Source organism: Caulobacter sp. 10L414, from assembly GCF_056395525.1.
On record NZ_JBFTJR010000046.1, the window covers coordinates 22,027 to 43,354 of the forward strand.

Here is a 21,328-nt window from a genome sequence, read left to right on the forward strand (position 1 = left end):
GAATCGTGGCGAGGCAAGCGGGGCTTGGCCTTGGATGCGACGATCCGCCGCCCGGGCCGTAAACCATGCCGTACGGAATGACCGGCTATGAGGGCGAGGAGTTCCTCCCGCTCGCGCTTATCCCGGCCAAGGACCCATGTTCGCCACGCTTCGGTGTTTGGATCAGCACGACCCGACGCTGGTGATCTGGGCGCTGCTCGTCTGCCTGGCGTCGATGGCCGTGGGCGTGCACGCCTATCACCGCGGCGCGACGGCGGCGGGGCCGGCCCGCATGGCCTGGATCCTGCTGACCGGCCTGGTGCTGGGCAGCGGCGTCTGGGCCACCCACTTCATCGCCATGCTGGGCTTCCAGCCCGGACTGCGGCTCAGCTTCGACGAGCCGATGACCGCCCTGTCCTTCCTGGTGGCCCTGGCGGGCCTCGCGGGCGGGGCGGGCCTGGCCATGACCGCGACCGGACGGGCGCGGCGGCTGGCCGGCGGGGCGCTCTGTGGCGGAAGCATAGCGGCCATGCACTTCGTCGGCGTCTCGGCCATGCGGCTGCCGGCCCTGATGATCTGGCGGGCCGACCTGGTGGTCGCCGCGATCCTGATCGCCGCCAGCCTTTCCGCCCTGGCCTTCGTCGACCTGCGGCGCGAGAGCGGCCTTCGCGGGCGGACGGCGTCGATCCTGCTGCTGGCGGCCGCCGTCTGCGGCCTGCACTTCGTGGGCATGGGCGCGGTCACCCTGCTGCCGGTCGGCGACGTCGAGGCGGCGGGCCGGTTCACGCGCGGCGAGCTGGCGCGATCGGTGATCGCCATGGTCTCGATGATCGTGCTGGCCGGCTGCGGCATGCTGCTGACCCACCGGCTGGCCCATCGCTCGGCCTTCGCCACCCTGCGCTCGGCGCTGAACCGGGCCCCGATCGGCCTGGGCTATTTCGACCGCAACAACCTGCTGCAGGTGTGGAACGCGACCCTGGCCGATTTCGCCCGGCCCTACGGCCTGACCCTGGCGCAGGGCATGAGCCTTTCCGAGATCGCCGAGCGCACGGCGATGGACGCCAAGGCCCGGCAGGCGGCCAAGGCGGTGCTCGACGCGGTCGACGAGCAGGTGGGCGAGTGGGTGTCGCCCGACACCTTCAGCTCGCCCGACGGCCGCTTCCAGTCGCTGAAGCTGACGCCGGCCGAGGACGGCGGCTTCCTGCTGATCATCACCGACATCACCGAGCACGTGACGGTGACCGAGCGCGAGATCGAGGCCCGGCGCCTGGCCGAAGGCGCCAGCCGCGCCAAGAGCGAGTTCCTGGCCAATATGAGCCACGAGATCCGCACCCCGCTGAACGGCATCCTGGGCATGACCCAGGTCATGTCGCGCGAGGCCCTGGACGCGGATCAGCGCGAACGGCTGGAGATCATCGGCGCCTCGGGCGCGGCCCTACTGGAGATTCTCAACGACGTGCTCGACCTGTCCAAGATCGAGGCGGGCCGCATGGAGCTGAACGAGGCGGCGTTCGACCTGGAGGAGACGGTGAGGCTGGCCCTGGCGCCCTATGCGCCGCTGGCGGCCGAAAAGGACCTCGCGCTGACCCTGACGGTGGACGCGGCCGCGGCCGGCGCGTGGCTGGGCGATGCGCCCCGGCTTCGCCAGATCCTCGGCAATCTGGTGGTCAATGCGGTGAAGTTCACCGACCAGGGCGGCGTCGCGGTGTCGGTCGAGCGGCGCGAGACGGGGCTGCGCTTCATCGTGGCTGACACCGGCGAGGGGGTGTCGGAGGCCGACCGCGAGCGGATCTTCAAGGCCTTCACCCAGGCCGACGCCTCGGCCACCCGGCGCCATGGCGGCACCGGCCTTGGCCTGACCATCTCGCGCAGCCTGGCCGAGCGGATGGGCGGCGGGCTGTGGCTGGAGAGCCGGGAAGGCGAGGGGGCGACCTTCGGCGTCGACCTGCCGCTGGTCCCAGTGGCCGAGGAACTGGCGGCGGAAACGGCGGCGCCTGCCGTCCAGGCGATCGCGCAGGGCGCGCTGCGCATCCTGGCGGCCGAGGACAATCCGGTGAACCAGACCGTGCTGCAGGCCCTGCTGGCGCCGTTCGAGGTCGAGCTGACCCTGGTCGCCGACGGCCGCCAGGCGGTGGCCGCCTGCGAGGCCGATCCGGCCATCGACCTGATCCTGATGGACATCCAGATGCCGGAACTGAACGGCCTGGCCGCCGCCGAAGCGATCCGCGCGTTCGAGGCCGCGCACGGCCTGGCGGCCGTCCCGATCATCGCGGTGACCGCCAACGCCATGCCCCACCAGGTCGAGACCTACTTCGCCGCCGGCATGACCGGCTTCGTCGCCAAGCCGCTGAACCTGGCCGACCTGCTGGCGGCGATCGAACAGGCGACGAGCCCGAAGGCGGACGCGGCCTAGGGACGCCTGGAACTGAACCTCTTTCCGGCGGATATGTAGGTGCATATGTGGAGGCGCGGATGACCCGGTCCAGCACTCGAACCTTTCGCAGCGGCAACAGCCAGGCCGTGCGCCTGCCCAAGGAGGTGGCGTTCGCGGAAGAGACCGAGCTCACCCTAGTTCGTTCGGGCGACGTGCTGACGATCTATCCGGCGCGGGGCACGGTCCAGGATCTGGTCGCGCGATTGGCCGAATTGCCGAAGCCGAGCGCGGTGGAAGTGCGCGACGACGAGGATCTGCTCGAGCGGCCCGGGCTCTGAGACGTGGCGGCGCTGCTGGCCTGGTAGCCGCCCCTACCGCTCGAACGCCACCTTGCCGTCGACCACGGTCAGGATCGGCTGGGCTTTGAGGATTTCGGCCTCGGGCACGGTCATCAGGTCGCGGTCGAAGGCGGTGAGGTCGGCGGCCTTGCCGGGCTCCAGCGTGCCGCGGTCCTTGTCGGCGAAGGCGGCGTAGGCCGGCGCCCAGGTCAGCATGCGCAGGGCCTGCTCGCGGGTGACGGCCTCTTCGGGATGCCAGTCGGCGTTGGAGAAGCCGGTCAGGCTCTTGCGGGCGACAGCGGCGTAGAACTCGATGCGCGGATCGCCGACCTCGACGGGCGCGTCCGAACCGGCGGCCACGACCGCGCCGCTCTTCAGCATGTCGGCCCAGGCGTAGGCGCCCTTCAGCCGGTCCTTGCCCAGGCGTGCGGGCGCGAAATAGAGATCGCCGATGGCGTGGCTGGGCTGCATAGAGGCCACCACGCCCATCTTCGAAAAGCGCGGCAGGTCGGCGGCGTCGACGACCTGGGCGTGCTCGATGCGCCAGCGGCGGCCGGCGTCGGAGCTCCCATCCTGTTTGGCGAGCGTCTCGCCAAACCAGTCCAGCACCATGCGGTTGCCGCGATCGCCGATGGCGTGCATGGCGACCTGGGCGTTCACCGCCTTGGCCTTCTGCATCAGGGCCAGGCCCTGGCCGTGCTCGGTGAGCACCAGGCCCAGGCCCTCGGCGTCGCTGTAGGGCGACAGCAGCGCCGCCCCGCGCGAGCCCAGGGCGCCGTCCATGTAGAGCTTGATCCCGCGCAGGCGGATCAGGCCGGTCGGGTCGGCGCTGGGGCCGGTCTTCAGCACCTCGGCGGCGCTCGACGGGTCCATGTAGTTGTCGACTCGCAGGGAGAAGCGGCCTTCGGCGGCCAGCTGGCGCAGCTGGTCGAGATCGGCCGCCTCGACGCTCATATTGCCAAGACCCGTCCAGCCGCGCCCGGCGTAGAGCTGGCCGGCCGTCTCCAGCGCCTGGCGCTTGAGGGCCGGCGAGGGCGGCGGGATCACGGTCTCGACCAGGGCCTGGGCGTGGTCGACCAGCATGCCGGTCGGCTCGCCCTTGTCGTCCTTGAGGATCTGGCCGCCGGCCGGGGCCTGGGTGTCGCGGGTCAGGCCGGCCTTGGCCAGGGCGGCGCTGGAGGCGACCACGGCGTGGCYGTCGGCGCGGCCCAGCACGATGATCCGGCCCGGCGCCGCGCGGTCGAGGTCGGCGCGGGTGGGAAAGCGCTTCTCGGGCCAGTGGGTCTCGATCCAGCCGCGCCCGGCGATGGGCGCGTCGCCCGGATGGGCCGCGGCGTAGTCGCGGACGGCGGCGACCAGGGCCTCGACGGAGTCGGTCTTGTCGAGATTGAGGGTCAGCTCGCGCAGGCCGATGCCGGTCAGGTGGGCATGGGCGTCGACGAAGCCGGGATAGGCCGCGCCGCCCTTGAGGTCGATGTCGCGGACGTCCCTGGCGGCCTTGGCGCGAGCCGCGGCCAGCGGGCCGACGAAGGCGATGGTCCTGTCGCGGATCAGCACCGCCTCGGCGGCGGGCGCGCCGGCGACGCCGGTGTGGATCGGCCCGCCGTGGACCAGGATGTCGCCGGCCAGGGCCGGACCGGCGGCGAGGGTGAGGGCGGCGGCGAGCAGGGCGGTGCGGCGCAAGGGCTATCTCCGAACTTCGGCGTGGAAAGGTAGAGGGCGGCCCTCGCGTCCGGCAACAGCGGTGTTAATCTGTTAAGCGATGGGACAGGGCTTCATGCTTTTCGAGACGGCGATCGGTCGCTGCGGCCTGGCGTGGGGCGCGGCCGGACTGATCGGCGTGCAGTTGCCCGAGAGCGCGCCCGGGGCGGCCTGGGCGCGGCTGCGCAAGCGCTATCCCGACGCCGTCGAGACCGCGCCGCCGTCGGAGGTGGACGAGGCGGCCGACCGCATCATCGACCTCTTAGCCGGCGGGCGCGACGACCTGTCGGACGTGGCGCTGGACCTGACCGTGGTCCAGCCCTTCAACCGCCGGGTCTACGAGATCGCCCGGGCCATCCGCCCCGGCGAGACCTCGACCTACGGCCAGGTGGCCAAGGCGATGGGCGAGCCCGGCGCCATGCGGGCGGTGGGCAAGGCCCTGGGCGAGAACCCCTGGCCGATCGTCGTGCCCTGCCACCGGGTGCTGGGCGCCGACGGCAAGATGGGCGGTTTCAGCGCCGACGGCGGCGCGTCGACCAAGGCCCGGCTGCTGACCATCGAGCGGGCCAGGATCAGCGACGTTCCCACGCTGTTCGACATGGACTTCTCGGTGGCGCCGCCCAAGGGGCGCTGATCTCGCGAACGAAAAAGGGCGGCCCTTGCGGGCCGCCCTTCGCTTTCGCCGCCGGGGGCTAGAGGCCGCCGGGCTTGCACTCGTTCTGGAAGAACTTTTCGATCTCGACCAGTTGGGTCTCCATCATGTCGGGGGTCATGGTCGCGTAGCCGTGGCCCATGTCCTTGATCTCGAGCCACTTGTACGGCTTGCCGGCCGCCTTGAGGCCGTTGATGAAGCGCAGCGAGTCCTTGATGTCGACGATCGTGTCGCGGTCGCCGTGATAGAGGAAGATCGGGATCTTGGCCTCGCCGGCGGCCTGGATGGCGTCGAGGCCGCCCACGAACGGACGCTGGAACTCACGCAGCAGGCGGCTTTCGGCCGTGGCCTTCTTCATGTCGGCCAGGCTGCCGCCGGCGCCCGACACCGCGCACTGATAAAGGCCGTTCGGACGGATGGTGGCGGCCAGCGCCGCGTAGCCGCCGTAGGAATAGCCGAACATGGCGATGCGCTTGGGATCGGCGATCTTCTCGTCGATCAGCCACTTGGCGCCGTCGTCCTTGTCGTCCTGCATCTTCTGGCCCCACTCGCTGTCGCCGGCGGTCCAGAGCTTGCGGCCCCAGCCCATCGAGCCGCGGAACTGGGGTTGCAGCACGGCGTAGCCGCGCGAGGCGAAGTACTGGGTCCAGCCGGAGACGTCCCACTCCATGTGGTCGCGGGCCCAGGGGCCGCCGTGGGGCAGGATGATGGTCGGGAACGGACCGGTCCCGAAGCTGGCCGGCGGGGTGGTCAGGATGCCGGGGATGCGCAGGCCGTCACGCGCGGCGTACTGCACCAGGCGCGTGTCGCCCAGCGAGGCGACGTCGATCGAGGCGCGGCTCTTGCCGAACAGCGACGACTTGCCGTCCTTGATCAGATAGAACTCCGGCGGCTGCTTGGGGCCCGACTTGACGGCGATGACCACCTTCATGTCGTCGGACCAGGCCTGGATGTCGGTGGCCGCGCCGTCGACGACCGAGACGTTGGCCTGATCGCCCGAAGCCGGGTCGATCCACGGCACGCGGGTGGTCTTGGAGCCGGTCAGGCCGCGGATCGCCTTGTTCAGGCTGTCCAGCTGGGCCCCGCGGGCCGAGCCCTTTTCCCAGTACTCGTTGGTGCGCTCGGCGTCGTAGCTGTAGCCGACGATGTCGAGATAGTCGTCCTTGGCCATCGACTGGATGACGCCGGTCGACTCGAACATCTTGTGCTGGAACAGCGGCTCCAGGATCTTCTTCTGGGCGATGTCGTAGGTGTAGATCCCGACCTTGTCCTGGCCCTGCGAGGCCGAGATGTAGACGATGTTGGGATCCTTGGAGTAGCCCACGACCTCGACCGGATCGCGGTCCTTACCGAAGTACTTGAAGTGGGGCTCGAACTCGCCGGTCTTGGGGTTCTTCAGCTCGATCAGGAAGTAGATCTGGCCGTTCTCGAAATCGACCGAGCGGCGCAGACGCACCTCGCCGTTGGAGTCGAAGGTGTAGCCGTACTTTTCCGAGCCGCGGTACACGCGTTCCTGGGCGCCCGTGTAGACGTCCATCTTGAAGTAGTCGCCCTCGACGTTGACGAGGATGTTGCGCGGATCGAGCGGCAGGCGGCTGACGATGCTGGCGCGAACGGACGGATCGTCCTTGCCGGCCAGGTCGAGCATCTTCTTGGCGCCGCGGGTCGGCTCGAAGTCGGTGATGCGGCTGCGGCGGATGTGGGTCTTGTACGAGCCGAAGGTCCACGGCTTCTGCATGGTGATCAGGATGCGGTCGTTCTTGATGAACGAGGCGCCCATCAGGGTGGAGCCTTCCTCGGCGCCCATCATCACCGGCTGCTTGTCCATGGCGCCGGTGTCCCACACGGCGACGAAGCTGGCCTTGCCGTCCTCGGACACGATGGCGACGATGTGCTTGCCGTCCGGCGACACGCTGACGTTGGAATAGGTCGGTCGCTGGGTCAGGACTCGCGCGCTCGGCGGCTTGGCCGCGGCATGGGCGAGCGCCGGCCCCGACAGCGCCATCAAGCTGACGGCGGCCGCCAGGCAAAGCTTGCGAAATTGTGGCGTCACTTGGTCCTCATGCTCATTACTCGTTGCCGCAGGGGCGATCGCGATGTGCGCGGGCGCGGCACGAATCCGCTCGCGCCGTGCTCGCTTTCGCTATTACCGGGCAACTTGCTTCCCCCTGCGCCCCGAGGGGAGACTAGGGTTCCTCGAACGCCATTCGCAAACTTTTTGAGCGCGCGGACACGTCGGGGGCAAAACTGTGTCCAAATTGTAACTGCTTGGCCCCGATTGCCGTAGGTTACGCAATGCGGGTTGTGCCGTCGCAAACTCGTCTTTTAGGTTTCCGGCTGCGCGGCATGGCTGCGCCCTAGCGCGCCGCAATCGGGGACGGCGATTCCGCTATGAGACGCCCCGGGGGAAATTCTTGATGCTTAATCGTAACGTTCTGTTGGGGACGACAGTCCTCATCGGTCTGGCCAGCGCTTCCGTGGCGTTCGCCCAGACCTCTCCTGCCAAGCCGAACCAGCCGGCGACCCAGACCGCCAGCAAGGAAGACGGCAGCGAAGTCGAAGAGCTGATCGTCACCGGCTCGCGCATCCGTCGCAACGAGTACACCTCGGCTTCGCCGATCCAGGTCATCACCTCGGAGCAAGCGACCCTCGAAGGCCTGATCGATACTGCGGAAGTTCTGCAACAGTCGTCGGTCGCCTCGGGTTCGTTCCAGGTGAACAGCCAGCTGATCGGCACGCTGGCCTACGGCCAGGAGCAGGTCACCTCGGGCGCCAACTACATCTCGCTGCGCGGCCTGGGGGCTAACCGCACGCTGGTGTTGCTGAACGGCCGTCGCGTCGGCCCGGCCGGCGTCTCGGGCGCCATCGGCCCCGTCGACCTCGCCGTGATCCCGCAGTCGATCATCGCCCGTCAGGAAATCCTGAAGGACGGCGCTTCGTCGGTCTACGGCTCGGACGCCGTCGCCGGCGTGGTCAACATCATCACCAAGGACAACGTCGATGGCGGCGCCATCACGGTCTACGGCAACCAGCCCTTCGAGAGCGGCGGCGAGCGCTTCCAGGTCAACGGCAACTGGGGCAAGACCTTCGACCGCGGCTACATCGGCATCTCGGGCGACTACTACAAGCGCAACCCGCTGACCCGCGGCGACCGCGACAACCTGGGCTGCACGCAGAACGTCTACTTCGACCCGACCAACGGCGACCGCCTCGACCAGCGCCTGCACGACGGTTCGTACCTCTGCAGCAACATCACCAACAACGCCATCCAGGTCGTCGACAACGTCAACAACCGCGTTCTGGTCTACGCCCAGCCGGGTCGTGACTACGGCACCGCCCAGTACGGCAACGACTCGCCGTACGCCGGCATGGCCCGCGTGAACCGCGCCGGCTATCCGACCACCTACCGCAACGCCGACACCTATCTCGACACCCCGCTCTACGCGCAGGAGCAGGTCATCAACCCGATGACCCGTTACGGCGTGTTCCTGACCGGCGGCTTCGACCTGACCTCGAAGACCGAAGTCTACGGCGAGTTCATGTACTCGCGTCGTGAGACCGAGACGAACCAGATCTCGAACGTCGGCCCGGCCACGGTCACCAGCACCAACAACGGCATCCTGGGCTCGACCACGGGCGGCCTGCTGGCCTCGAACCCGAACAACGTGGCTCCGAACGGCACGCCCTTCGGCTACACCACCAGCGTGTTCATCGCCCGCACCCTGTTCGCCAACCAGAACGTCGACTACCTGCGCGGCGTGATCGGCATCAAGGGCGAACTGCCCGAACTGCCGGTGCTCGGCGGCTGGCACTGGGACGCCTACGTCCAACGCGCCAAGTCGGACGGCGAATACAACAACCAGTTCATCTACACCGACCGTCTGACGGCCGTGTCGGGCGCCAGCGCCTGCACCAACAACCCGGCCTTCATCGGCAACAAGTCGGGCTTCAGCTGCGCCAACCTGAACGGCGGCGCCGGCATCCCCTGGACCTCGCAGCGCGTCGTCTCGGGCCAGTTCAACGACCAGGAGCGCGCGTTCCTGTTCGGCTGGAACCGCGGCACCACCGAGTACACCCAGACGACGGCGGAAGTCTCGATCACGGGCGACCTGTTCACCCTGCCGGCCGGCCCGCTGGGCGCGGCCTTCGGCGTGTCCTGGCGCAAGGACGAGATCAACGACAACCCGGGCGAAAACGCCCTGGCTCGTAACATGTACAACTACACCACGGCCGGCATCACTAAGGGCTCGGACACCGTCCGCGAAGCCTACGGCGAACTGGACATCCCGGTGTTCAAGTCGCTGCCGCTGGTCCAGAGCCTGAACGTCAACCTGTCGGGCCGCATCTCGGACTACGAGTCGTACGGTCAGAGCGAGACCTACAAGGTCGGCGTGAACTGGCAGATCGTGCCGGCCCTGCGCCTGCGCGGCAGCTACGGCACCTCGTTCCGCGCCCCGGCGCTGTTCGAACAGTTCATCGGCGCTCGCACGGCCTTCCAAAGCCAGGCGATCGACCCCTGCGTGAACTACCAGAACAACGAAAACCCGGTCATCCGCGCCAACTGCGCCGGCACCAACCACCCGGGTCTGCCGGCTGGCACCAGCATTCCGGAAAACTACACCGGCACCGGCGTTCCGTCGGCCCTGGTGCTGACCGGCGGTGGTCGTGACGTCCTGAAGCCGGAAACCTCCGACGCTTCGATGGTCGGCGTGATCTGGACGCCGTCGTTCATCGACCTGAGCGTTGCGGTCGACTACTTCGAGTACGACGTGAAGGACGAAATCCGCACCTTCGGCGCGGCCAACATCCTGTACCAGTGCTACAGCCGCACCGACTTCCCGAACAACCCGTACTGCTCGCTGTTCACCCGCACCAACACGCCGTCGGCCACCAACTACGGCGTCACGCAGGTCGACAACTCCTACGTGAACGTGGCGGCGCAGAAGAACCGCGGCATCGACATGAACGTGCGCTACCAGCACGAGTTCGGCGAGACCCGGATGATCATCGACGGCCAGTTCACCTGGCAGCTCGAGGACACCACCGAGCTCCTGGGCGCGGCTGACGCCGAAGACTACAACGGTTCGACCACCGAGCCGGACTTCACGGGCGGCGTCAACGTCCGCTTCGAGCGCGGCGACTGGACCCTGGCCTGGGGCGTCGACATGTACGGCAAGGCTTCGGACACCGAAGTGCTGGGCACCGACCTGGCCTCGACCAACGCCACGTACAACGTGACCTGCACGTTCACCCCGACCCCGCCTCCGGGTGGCACCTCGACGCCGCAAGTGGGAGCCTGCTCGTCGTTCCGCAACACTTCGGGCGCCCTGGCGACCCCGGGTTCGCTGGTGGTGAACAGCCAGCCGATCTACCGTAAGCTGTATAACGAGTTCACGGCCTACCACAACATCTCGATCACCCGCCGCAAGGACGACTGGACCTTCCGCGCTGGTATCCAGAACCTGTTCGGCGAGGAAGCGCCGCTTGCCGGCAGCGGTCTGTACCGCAAGGGCACCGCGGCTCTGAACCTCTACGACCTGCTGGGCCGTCGCGGCTGGATTTCGGTCACCAAGACCTTCTAATCCCGACGCGAGCTAGCTCGATCGAGGGCGGCGGAGTTTCTCCGCCGCCCTTTTTCGTGCGCGCCGGGCCGGCGAACGGGCATAAAAAAACGGGCGCGCCGCAAGGCCGCCCGTTCTTCGTTTCTCAGAGGATGAGGAGGCCTCAGGCGACCTGGGCGGCGAGGCCTTCGAGCACGCGGCGCAGGTCGGCTTCGCGGAACGGCTTCTGCAGCACCGGCGAGCCCTTGTGCGGTTCGGTCAGGCCCGCCTCGCCATAGCCGCTGGCGAAGGCGAAGGGCACGCCGCGCGCCTTCAGGGCGTCGGCGACGGGGAAGATCGGGCGGCCGCCCAGGTTGACGTCGAGCAGGGCCGCGTCGATCTCGGCCGAGCCGGCCAGGCGCAGGGCCTCCTCGATCTCGGCGGCGGGACCCACGACCTCGCAGCCGAGATCGCCGAGCATGTCCTCGACCAGCATCGAGACGAGGGCCTCGTCTTCGACCACCAGTACCTTCAGGGCGGCGAGGGTCTTCATCTGTTTCACGGCTCCAGGGCGGCGAGGGGCAGCGTCATGGCGCAGACCAAGCCTGATTGATCATAGGCGAGACGGACCACGCCGGACAACTCGCCGGCGAGGCCCTTTTCGAGAAGGCGGGCGCCGAAGCCGCGACGGCTCGGCGGGGTGACGGTCGGGCCGTCGCGCTCGGTCCAGCGCAGGACGAGGCGGCCAGGGGCTTCCGGCGGCTCGATCGACCAGGCCACGGTGACCCGGCCCTCCGGGTTCGACAAGGCGCCGTACTTGGCCGCGTTGGTGGCCAGTTCGTGCACGGCCATGCCGATGGCCACGGTGGCCTTGGGGTTCAGCCGCAGGTCGCGGGCGTAGTCGAAATCCAGGCGCTCGCGGCCGGCGAAGGCCTCCAGCTCGGCGTCGACGATCTCGCGCAGGCTGGCGCTTTCCCAGTTCTGTTCGGTCAGCAGGTTGTGGGTCTGCGACAGGGCGATCAGCCGGGCCTCGAAGGCCTCGCGGAAGGCGGGCAGGTCGTCGGCGGCGCGCAGGGTCTGGGCGGCCATCGACTGGACGGTGACCAGGGTGTTCTTCACGCGGTGGTTCAGTTCGTTGAGCAGCAGGCGCTGGCGCTCCTCGGCGCGCTTGCGCTCGGTGACGTCCAGCGACACCCCGGCCATGCGCCGCACGCTTCCGCCGATCACCGGCGTCTCGTCGCGCACGGCGGCGCGGCCGCGGGCGTGCACCCAGCGCGTCTCGCCGCTGGGGATCACCACGCGGTACTCGATGTCGTAGTCGCCGCCGGTGCGGATGGCCTCGTCCATCGCCGCCAGCATCCGCTCGCGGTCGCTGGCGTGGATGGTGGCCACCAGGTCGTCGAAGCCGAAGGTTTGGTCGGGCTTGCGTCCATAGTTCGACTTGCAGATGTCGGAGGCCTCGTAGGCGCGGGTCTCGACGTCCAGCTCCCACGAGCCCAGGCGGCCGGAATCGAGGGCGAACTTCAGGCGCTCCTCGGTGCGGCGGCGTTCGGTCAGCTCGCGGTGGCCGGCCTCGCCGGCGCGGCTGCGCTCGATGGCGACGGCGGCCTGGGCGGCCAGGCCGATGATCAGGGTTTCGGCGCGGGCGTCGAACTTGCCGGTTTCGCGATGGCCGAAGAACAGGCCGCCCAGCACCAGGCCGTCGACCGTCTTGACCGGCGAGGCCAGGTAGCTGCGCACGGGCAGGTGGCCCTCGGGCATGCCCTTGCGCGGCGCGTTCTGGCCATAGCGGGGATCGGTCAGGATGTCGTCGGACCGCACCACGCCCACGCCGTCGAAGGTGGGGGCGAAGATCGCCGTCTTGCGGGGCATCGGAAAGTCGGCGAACGCCTCGGGCGGCGCCCCGGCCAGGCCGTAGAGCATGTAGCTTTCGCCGTCCTCGTCGACGACGTTGTAGAAGAACGCCCCGAACTGGGCGCCGATCAGCTCTACGCCGCCGTCGATAACCGCCTGGACGGTCTCGCCCAGGCTCTGGTGCGCGCCGATGGCCGCGGCGATGCGGMTGAACGCGTGGTTGCGGCGCACCTCGTCGGCATGAGCGGCCTGCGCTTCGGCCAGCCGTCGGCGGAGATCGGCAATCTCCTCCGTCGCTGACACCGCGTCGGCCTCCAAAACGGTCACCTAGGCTCCCCCCTAGACCCCTGCGCCGACAACACGGCGCGTCGTCGTCAACGCGCCGGATGCGGACCGGTTCCGCTCGATCGTAAACAAGCTTGGCCTTTAGGGAAGCGGAGACATGAAACGCCTGTCTCGCTGGGCGGCGACGGGTCTCAGCCCGCCGCGCCCTCGCTCACCAGGAAGGCGCGCAGCGGGGCCGGATCGACGCCCTTGGCCACGAACGCATCGCCGATGGCGCGCACCAGCACGAAGGTCAGGGCGCCGCCCTCGGCCTTCTTGTCCTGGCCCATGTGGGCGATCAGGGCGTCGGCGCCGAAGGGCTGGCTGCGCACCTCGGCCAGGGTGGTCGGCAGGCCGGCGGCCTTGATGGCGGCCACGGCGCGGACGGCGTCCTGCGCGGGGCACAAACCCTGGGCGGCCGAGAAGCGGAAGGCCTGGGCCATGCCCACGCCGACGGCCTCGCCGTGCTTGAGCGCGTCGCCGAAACCCATCTCGGCCTCGATGGCGTGGCCGAAGGTGTGGCCGAGATTCAGGAGCGCGCGGCGGCCGGCCTCCTTCTCGTCCTCGGCGACGATCTCGGCCTTCATCTCGACGCTGCGGCCGACGGCGCGGACCAGGGCCAGGGTGTCGCGCTCGAGCACGGCGTGGACGTTCTTTTCCAGCCATTCGAAGAAGTCGAAGTCGCCCAGCAGCCCGTACTTGATGACCTCGGCATAGCCGCAGGCCAGCTCGCGGGCGGGCAGGGTGGCCAGCACGTCGAGGTCGGCCAGGACGAGGCGCGGCTGGTGGAAGGCGCCGATCAGGTTCTTGCCGCGCGGGGTGTCGATGGCGGTCTTGCCGCCGACCGAGCTGTCGACCTGGGCCAGCAGCGAGGTCGGGATCTGGATGAAGTCGACACCGCGCTTGAAGATCGCCGCGGCGAAGCCGGCGAGGTCGCCGATCACGCCGCCGCCGAAGGCCACGATCATGTCGCCGCGCTCCAGGCCCAGCGCCAGCAACTGGTCCGACAGGTGCGCCAGGCCCTCGAAGCTCTTGGTCTCCTCGCCCGGCGGCAGCACGATGACGTCGACCGAGGCGCCGGCCTTCTCCAGCGACACCGACAGGCGCTCGACATGGTGCTCGCCGACATTGGCGTCGGTGACCACGGCGCAGCGCTTGCGCTTGGCCAGGAACGGCAGGACGTGCTCGCCGGCCTTGTCGATCAGGCCCGTGCCGATGACGACGTCGTAGGCGCGATCGCCCAGGCCCACGGGAACGGTGCTGATCACGGTCTTACTCTCCGGTAGCGGACGCGGCGGCGAGGCGGCCCTGCAGGGCGGCGATGACGGCCTCGACGGCCACCATGTGGGGCGTGTCGCCGGTCTCGACGGTCAGGTGGGCCTCGCCGTAGGCGGGGTAGCGGGTCACGGCCTGCTCGCGCAGGACATCCATCGGGTCGCGGTTCTTCAGCAGCGGCCGGCCGTCCTTGCGGCCGACGCGGCGAGCCAGAAGCTCCAGGTCCGCCTTCAGCCAGACGGCGATGGCCTTGTCCTTGATCAGGGCGCGGGTCTCGGCGTTGACGAAGGCGCCGCCGCCGGTGGCCAGCACGTGCGGCGGCTCGTCCAGCAGGCGGGCGATGACCCGGCGCTCGCCGTCGCGGAAGGCTTCCTCGCCCATCTCGGCGAAGATCTCGGGGATCGAGCGGCCGGCGGCGCGCTCGACCTCGTTGTCGGCGTCGCGGAACGGCAGGTCGAGGGTGTTGGCCAGGCGGCGCCCGACGCTGGACTTGCCAACGCCCATCAGCCCGACCAGCACGATGGTCCGGTCACGGAGGTCTGGATAGCGGGGCGGAACGAGATCGGCGGTCATGGTCGGTTCCCCCGATACACGACCCGCGCCCCCGCCGCCACGCCCTGGGTTCCGCTTATTCCTGGGGCGGGCGCCATGTTTCGTGAAAGAGCCTCCCCGCCCGCGACGGCGGGGAGGCGCAGGCTTCCGTCCTTAGAAGTCGAAGCCGATGGTGGCGAAGATCTGCCGCGGCGCCGAGGAATGGAACACCAGGATGGAGCCGGTCGCGTCGTCGGGCGCGAACACGCTGCTGTCGAAGTTCGACGCGTAGCGCTTGTCGGTCAGGTTGGTGATGTTCAGCGAGGCCTTGGCGCCCTTCATGACGCCGACCTGGTCGAACCGGTAGGCCAGGCCCAGGTCGAAGGTGGTGTAGCCGCCGAAGCTCTGGTCGTTGGTGTAGGTGTAGTAGCGACGGCCGGTGTACTTGCCCTGCAGCGAGGCCGAGAACGGGCCGCGCTTGACGCTGACCACGCTGGCGAACATCTCCTTGGGCGTGTCGACCTGCTGCTTGCCGGCCGTCTTCTTGATCACGCAGGTCGCGCCCGAGCACCAGTTCAGGTCTTCGTCATAGGTCGACTTGTTGTACGAGGCCGAGTTGTACCAGTTCAGCCACGACAGCGGCTTCCACAGCACGCCAAGCTCGGCGCCCTTGCTGGTGACGCTGCCGGCGTTGTGGAAGGAGTTGCCGCAGCCGGGGTTCTGCTGCTGGTTGGTCGGGCAGGGGTTGTACTGCAGCAGGCGGTTGTCGAAATCGACCTCATAGGCCGAGATCGAGACCTGCAGGGTTTCACCCACATAGCGGTAGCCGGCGTCGAAGCTCTTGGAGGTCTCCGGCTCCAGGTACTTGCCCTGGGCGTCCCAGACGGCCTGGCTGACCGACTGCGGGCCCAGTTTGAAGCCGCCCTGGAACATGGCCATGTTCTCGGCGTAGCTGGCGAACACTTCGTGGCCGGGCGCGATGCGCCAGCGCGCGCCGGCTTCGGGCAGGAAGCTGTCGGACGCCTTCAGCGAGCCGCTGGCGAACTGGGTCGAGGCCGCCGCCGGCGCCTTGGCGATACCGGGCAGGGCCGTGGCTGTCGACTTGGCGTTGGTGCTCTTGAAGCCGAAGTCGATGCTGAGAGCGTCGTCCAGCAGGGTGATGGTGTCCTGCACGTAGAACTGCTGGGTGGTCCAGTCGGTCTTCTGCACCCACTGGGCGGTGTCGGGACGGCCCTTCAGGTACTGCGCCAGGCTGAACGGGCCGGTGACGTTGGTCCAGATGTAGCGGGCGGCGCTGCTGGTGTTCTGCTCCAGCCAGAGGCCGGCCTGCAGATGGTTGAAGCCGGCGGTCCAGGCCAGGCTCGCGATCACGCCGTCACGGTCGATGGTGTAGCGGGTGTCGCGGATCTGCACCGGCAGGTCGTCGGCCGTCGACGCCGTGCCCTGGTTGGACAGGCCGGTGATGAAGTTGTTCCCCGCGCCCTTGTTCTCGTGCTTGTAGACTTGGCCGTGGGCCTTGAGCGTCGGGGTGATGTCGAAGTCGGCCGCGATGTAGAACAGGTCGTCGTTGCGCAGGATCTGGCCGTTGGTGAAGGTGACGTCGCTGAGCTTTTCCGGCGCCGTCGAGGTCACGCACTTGGAAGCCAGCGAGGCCACCGAACAGGCGGCGCGCGACACGTAGGCGTTCCAGTCGGGCGCGTAGCCGCCCCAGTCCCAGCCCAGGCGACCCAGCATATCCTTCGACAGATAGGCGTCGTCGGCCTGGTTGGTGCGCGAGATGTCGGCGAAGGCCGTCACCTGGCCGCGCTCGCCCTTGTAGGTCAGCTTGCCGTTGAACTGCTTGCCGGTCGACTTGTTGTAGACCGGCTGGTTCACGAACAGGTCCTGCTGGGCGTAGTGGCCCGACAGGTAGGCCGACCAGCCGTTGTGCTCGCCGGTGTCGAAGCGCGCGAAGGTGCGCCAGGTGTCTTCGCTGCCGTAGCTCTGGCTGAGCGACAGGCCCATCTCTTTCTTGGGATCGGCCGAGACGTAGATCAGCGCGCCGCCGAGGTTGCTGGTCGAGGGGATCGACAGGCCGGCGATGCCGGTGGCCAGATCCGCGCGGCCGAGGTTCTCGGAGATCAGCGCGCGGCTGATCGTCAGGCCGTTGTAGTTGTTGTAGGCGCCGTCGCCGAGCGGCATGCCGTCCAGCGTGTAGCCGAGGTGGGTGGTGTTGAAGCCGCGCACCTGCAGCGACAGCGACTGCTCGTTGACGCCCAGGGCGTCGATCGACTGGGCGCTGACGCCCGGCAGGAAGTTCAGGGCCTTCTGCACGCTCGTGCCCGGGGGCAGCACTTCGAGGCTGGCCGGCGTGAGGGTCGAGACCGAGCGGGTCTGGCCGCTGCCGACCACGACGACGCCGTCGAGCTCTTCGGCGGCCGCGGTCGAGGTCGTCGCGGCGGTGTCGGCCGCGTTGGCCTGGGCGGCGATCATGAGGCAGGCGGCGATCGCGATCGCGCTGGCGGACCGTTGCAGCATCTTAAGGCATCCCCCGAGACGGAAACGCCACAGGGAACTGTTACCCACGGCGCCGTTTGTTTTCAGCGCCGCGTCTATTTCACAGGTTGATGACAGTTTTTCCGCAACAGCATTCGGCGCCCGTCGCGCCGTTGTCGTCCGTCGAGGTCCGAGCATTCGACGAACGACAACTATGGTGCGGGGAGCGGGCGCCCCGGGGCGTGCCTACTTCAGGGCGTAGGCGATGACGTAGTCGCCGCGGTCGGGCGACTGGCGCGCGCCGCCGGCGGTGATCACCACGTACTGCTTGCCGGTCCTGGGCGAGCGGTAGCTCATCGGGCCGCCCTGGCTGCCTACGGGCAGGCGGGCCTTCCAGACCTCCTTGCCCGTCGCCGAGTCGAAGGCCCGCAGGTAGTAGTCCTGCGTGCCGGCGAAGAAGACGAGGCCGCCCTGCGTGGCCAGGCTGCCGCCCAGGGTGGGCAGGCCGATTGGCATGGGCAGGCCCATCTTGATCCCCAGGGGGCCGGTGTCGCGCACCGTGCCGACCGGCACCTGCCACTTGATCTTCCGGGTCGTCATGTCGACGGCGGTCATCGTGCCGTAGGGCGGGGCCTGGCAGGGGATGCCCAGCACCGACAGGAAGCGGTTCTTGTCGACCGAATAGGGCGTGCCTTTCAGCGGCACGGCGCCCATGCCGGTGTTGACCGCCTCGCCGCCGCCCGAGGCTGCGACCTTGCTGGTGTCCTGCGGGATCATCCGCACCCAAAGGCCAAGGCGCATGTCGTTGACGAAGAGGGTGTTGGTGGTCGGGTCGGTCGACAGGCCGCCCCAGTTCATGCCGCCCAGGGAGCCGGGGAAGCTCAGCGACTTGTCCGTGCCGGGGGCGGTGTAGAGTCCCTCGTAGCGCATGCCCTTGAAGGCGATGCGGCACAGCAGCTGGTCGAAGGGCGTGGCGCCCCACATGTCGGCCTCGGTCAGGGTCTGGGCCCCGATCTGCGGCATGCCGGTCGAGCGGGGCTGGGTCAGGGCGTAGGGCTCGCCGGGGATGTCGGCGGCCTTGACCGGCACGTTCTCGACCTTGGTCAGGGGCTGGCCCGTGGCGCGGTCGAGCACGTAGAGCTGGCCGGCCTTGGTGCCGAAGACCAGGGCCGGAACGCTGCCGCCGCCGGCCTTGGGGAAGTCGATGAAGCTGGGCTGCATCGGCACGTCGAAGTCCCACAGGTCGTTGCGGACGGTCTGGAACACCCACTTCTCGCGGCCCGTCGTGGCGTCCAGCGCCAGCATCGAGGCGCCGTAGCGGTGGTCGAGCGCGCTGCGGGTCTTGCCGTAGAGATCGACCGAGGCGCTGCCCACCGGCATGAACACGGTGTTGGAGGCGGCGTCGTACGACATCGACGACCAGACATTGGGGGTCGAGCGGGCGTAGGTCTTGCCGGCCGGCGGGGTGCCGGTGATCGACGGGTCGCCCGGATCGAAGGCCCAGCGCAGGGCGCCGGTGATCACGTCGAAGCCGCGCACCACGCCGCCGGGCATGTCGACCTGGACGTTGTCGGCGATGCGGCCGCCGACGACGACGGTCGTGCCGGCCAGGGTCGGGGCGGCGGTCAGCTGGTACTGCGGGTCGGGCGCGTCGCCGAGGCCGGCCTTCAGGTCGACGCGGCCAGCGGTTCCGAAGTCCTGGCAGGCTTTGCCGGTGTCGGCGTCGAAGGCCATCAGCACGGCGTTGATGGTGTTCATCAGGATGCGGCGGCGGCACGGCGCGCCTTCGGGCACGGTCGCGGCCGGGACGGGTGTCGAGCCGGCGGCCGTCGGCTGGACCAGCGGCGCCCCGGCGTCGAAATAGGCCAGGCCCCGGCAGCGCATCCAGACCGAGGCGCGGGCGTCGACGACGGCCTTCCACTTCTCGGCGCCGGTGTCGGCGTCCAGCGCGACGACGTTGTTGTGCGGCGTGCAGATATAGACCGTGTCGCCCACCTGCAGCGGGGTGTCCTGATCCTCGGCGCCGTTGCCGTCGCTGGCCGCGACGTCGCCGGTGCGGTAGGTCCAGGCGACCTTCAGGCCCTTCACATTGTCGCGGGTGATCTCGTCCAGCGCCACGAAGCGGCTGGCGCCGGGGGTGTTGCCATAGGCCTCCCAGTTCTTCTGGGCCCTGGCCGGATCGACGGGGACAAGGGCGGCGGCCGCGCCGGTGAAGGCCACGGTGGGGTGGGGAAAGAACATGGCGGTGAAGCCGGCGCCTGCGCCCAGGGCCAGCACCGCGCCGGTCGCCAGGGCCGGAACCAGGGCCGGCGGCTTGCCGCTGGCCCGCGCCATCAGCGGATAGGAGAAGGCGACCACGGCCGCGCCGACGCTCAGCGCCAGCAGGCGCGAGATCAGAGGCCAGAACGACGGGCCCGTCTCCCACAGCGCCCAGACGATGGTCAGCACGAAGACCGCGCCGAACAGCAGCGCCCCCGTGGTCCTGGCCCGGAAGATCAGCGCGCCCGACACGGCCAGCGCCGCGCCGGCGGCCAGGAAGTAGGGGCTGCCGCCCAGCGCCAGCAGCTTGCCGCCGCCGATCAGGAAGAACAGGCCCGCGGCCAGGATGACCGCCCCGAGCAGTCCCAGCCAGAGGCGGGCCAGGGGGGCAAGGGCGGTGCGAGCGGCGGACACGGTGGTGGGCATGCGGAGGGGTCTCCCATGGATGATCGACGCGGCTCGACCACTCCCGCCCGGCTGGGCGCATGGAGCCCCCCACGGGCTCAAGCTCGCGAAAGGCAAGCTGTACGTTCGGGCAGTGAACCCGAACGCGGCCGGGCTGCAAGCTTTTATGGCCGACCGGGGTTACGCGCTCGCGCCCCGGTTCGGCCGCCGCGCCGTCTTCTGCCTGCCGCGCTTCCTTGCCATAGTAGGGACCATGGCTTTTCCCTCGCGTTCCCCGCTGGCGCTCGCCGCCGCCGTTTCCGTCCTCGCCGTCGCGGCGCAGGCCCACGCCCAGGACCCCGCGGTGGCCGTCAGCACGCTGGCGCCGCCGGACCTGTTCTCGAACCCCGCCGCCGACACCGGCCTGCCGGGCGACCTGTGGAAGGACGCCTCGCCGGGCCTGATGCGCGAGACGCTGCCCAAGCTGGGGGCCAAGCCGTTGTCGCCGGCCTTCGCCGACTTCGCGCGGCGGGTGCTGGCCACCGGGGCGCGGGCGCCGGCGGGCGTGGGCGATGACCCGGAGATGGGCGGGGCGCGGGCCTTGGCCCTGATCGCCCTGGGCGAGGCGGCCGGCGCCAAGCGGGTTATGGACCGCACGCCGGGCCTGGACCAGAACGCCGCCCTGGCCATGGCCGCGGCCGAGGCCAACCTGATCGCCGGCGACGACGACCGCGCCTGCGCCGTGGCCGACGCGCTGAGCGCCGATCGCGGGACGGGCTACTGGCTGCGGCTGCGGGCCTTCTGCCAGGCGCGGGCCGGCCAGACGGCCGAGGCCCAGCTGACCTTCAACCTGGCCCAGCAGCAGGGCAAGGACGCCGACTACGCCCGGCTGATGCCGGCGCTGCTGTCGGGCGCGGCGCCGACGGGCGGCGCCAACCTGCGCACCGGGATCAACTACGCCCTGTCGAAGAAGCTGGGGCTCGACATCCAGGCCGCCGCGGCCACCGCGACGCCGGCCACCCGGCCGCTGCTGGCGCCGCCGGCCGCGGATCTGGCCGCCGCGCAAGCCGCCGACTGGGCGTTCCTGAAGTCGGCCAAGCCGGGGGCTGACTTCGCCGCCGCCGCCCGCGCCGCCGCGCCGCTGATCGCGGCCATGGTCGCCGCCGACGCGCCGCTGACCGATCCGGGCCTGTTCCTGCGCGCGGCCCTGACCGCGGGCGACGTCAAGACCGCCCAGGCGATCCGGGGCAAGATGACCGGCGACGCCATCCCCGGCGTCGGCAACCAGGACCTGGCGCTGTTCGACGCGGCCTTGGCCGCCAGTTCGGGCGGCTCGACCGACCAGGCGCTGGACCGGCTGGTGGAACTGGGCGCGAGCGGCGGGGCCAAGTCGCCGGCCCAGCCGGCCGCCGTGGTGCTGCAGGCGCTGGGCGGGACGCTGAGCCCCGAGGACCGTGCGACCTTCGCCGGCTTCGAAGGCGGCAAGTCGAACGCTTCGGCCGCGCGCCTGGCGCTGCTGGACGCGGCGGCCGCGGCCGGCCGCAAGGGCGAGACCGCGGTGCTGGCCCTGTCGGTCGCCGCCGACGCCGGCGTCGCCGGACCCTCGGCCGCCGATCGCGCCCGCATCGTCGCCGCCCTGAAC

Annotated in this window: 13 protein-coding genes; 5 read left to right on the forward strand and 8 right to left on the reverse strand. The window is 69.6% G+C overall.

Annotated features, from left to right (window positions below; translation table 11 throughout):
- Window positions 1-136: 136 nt before the first annotated feature.
- Entirely contained in the window at window positions 137-2,392 is a 2,256-nt protein-coding gene (locus AC1DCG_RS17850; protein ID WP_477030421.1) for an ATP-binding protein, read from the forward strand.
- A 59-nt stretch (window positions 2,393-2,451) separates the two neighbouring features.
- Window positions 2,452-2,691, forward strand: a complete 240-nt coding sequence (locus tag AC1DCG_RS17855) for an antitoxin (protein ID WP_165258296.1) — start codon at window positions 2,452-2,454, stop codon at window positions 2,689-2,691.
- 33 nt (window positions 2,692-2,724) lie between these two features.
- On the opposite strand, the gene AC1DCG_RS17860 is transcribed toward AC1DCG_RS17855, so the two are convergent.
- Window positions 2,725-4,374, reverse strand: a complete 1,650-nt coding sequence (locus AC1DCG_RS17860) for an amidohydrolase (protein ID WP_477041588.1) — start codon at window positions 4,372-4,374, stop codon at window positions 2,725-2,727.
- Between the two features lie 79 nt (window positions 4,375-4,453).
- Between AC1DCG_RS17860 and AC1DCG_RS17865 the strand changes: the two genes are divergently transcribed.
- On the forward strand, window positions 4,454-5,026 hold the full coding sequence (locus AC1DCG_RS17865; RefSeq protein WP_477030422.1) for a methylated-DNA--[protein]-cysteine S-methyltransferase: 573 nt from the start codon (window positions 4,454-4,456) through the stop codon (window positions 5,024-5,026).
- A gap of 58 nt (window positions 5,027-5,084) precedes the next feature.
- On the opposite strand, the gene AC1DCG_RS17870 is transcribed toward AC1DCG_RS17865, so the two are convergent.
- Window positions 5,085-7,097 carry an alpha/beta hydrolase family protein gene (locus AC1DCG_RS17870; protein WP_477036824.1) on the reverse strand — a complete coding sequence of 671 codons (2,013 nt, stop codon included), beginning with the start codon at window positions 7,095-7,097 and terminating at the stop codon, window positions 5,085-5,087.
- A 364-nt stretch (window positions 7,098-7,461) separates the two neighbouring features.
- Here AC1DCG_RS17870 and AC1DCG_RS17875 point away from each other — a divergent pair, with 364 nt between their 5' ends.
- Window positions 7,462-10,626 carry a TonB-dependent receptor plug domain-containing protein gene (locus tag AC1DCG_RS17875; RefSeq protein ID WP_477030424.1) on the forward strand — a complete coding sequence of 1,055 codons (3,165 nt, stop codon included), beginning with the start codon at window positions 7,462-7,464 and terminating at the stop codon, window positions 10,624-10,626.
- A gap of 142 nt (window positions 10,627-10,768) precedes the next feature.
- Here AC1DCG_RS17875 and AC1DCG_RS17880 read toward each other — a convergent pair whose 3' ends face one another.
- From AC1DCG_RS17880 to AC1DCG_RS17905, 6 genes are all read right to left on the reverse strand, one after another.
- Window positions 10,769-11,137: a response regulator gene (locus tag AC1DCG_RS17880; RefSeq protein WP_109099141.1), complete on the reverse strand. Its 369-nt coding sequence runs from the start codon at window positions 11,135-11,137 to the stop codon at window positions 10,769-10,771.
- 5 nt (window positions 11,138-11,142) lie between these two features.
- Entirely contained in the window at window positions 11,143-12,765 is a 1,623-nt protein-coding gene (locus AC1DCG_RS17885) for an HWE histidine kinase domain-containing protein (RefSeq protein WP_477041589.1), read from the reverse strand.
- 149 nt (window positions 12,766-12,914) lie between these two features.
- The gene (gene aroB, locus AC1DCG_RS17890) at window positions 12,915-14,030 is read right to left on the reverse strand and encodes a 3-dehydroquinate synthase (protein ID WP_477030426.1); all 1,116 of its coding nucleotides are present in this window, start codon (window positions 14,028-14,030) and stop codon (window positions 12,915-12,917) included.
- A 4-nt stretch (window positions 14,031-14,034) separates the two neighbouring features.
- Entirely contained in the window at window positions 14,035-14,610 is a 576-nt protein-coding gene (locus tag AC1DCG_RS17895; RefSeq protein ID WP_165258282.1) for a shikimate kinase, read from the reverse strand.
- A 132-nt stretch (window positions 14,611-14,742) separates the two neighbouring features.
- Complete coding sequence (locus AC1DCG_RS17900; RefSeq protein ID WP_477041590.1) at window positions 14,743-17,085, reverse strand: TonB-dependent receptor; 2,343 nt, start codon at window positions 17,083-17,085, stop codon at window positions 14,743-14,745.
- A gap of 204 nt (window positions 17,086-17,289) precedes the next feature.
- The gene (locus AC1DCG_RS17905) at window positions 17,290-19,728 is read right to left on the reverse strand and encodes a membrane-bound PQQ-dependent dehydrogenase, glucose/quinate/shikimate family (RefSeq protein WP_477030428.1); all 2,439 of its coding nucleotides are present in this window, start codon (window positions 19,726-19,728) and stop codon (window positions 17,290-17,292) included.
- 232 nt (window positions 19,729-19,960) lie between these two features.
- Here AC1DCG_RS17905 and AC1DCG_RS17910 point away from each other — a divergent pair.
- Window positions 19,961-21,328 (forward strand): hypothetical protein (locus AC1DCG_RS17910; RefSeq protein WP_477041591.1); only part of this gene is annotated, 1,368 nt, incomplete at its 3' end.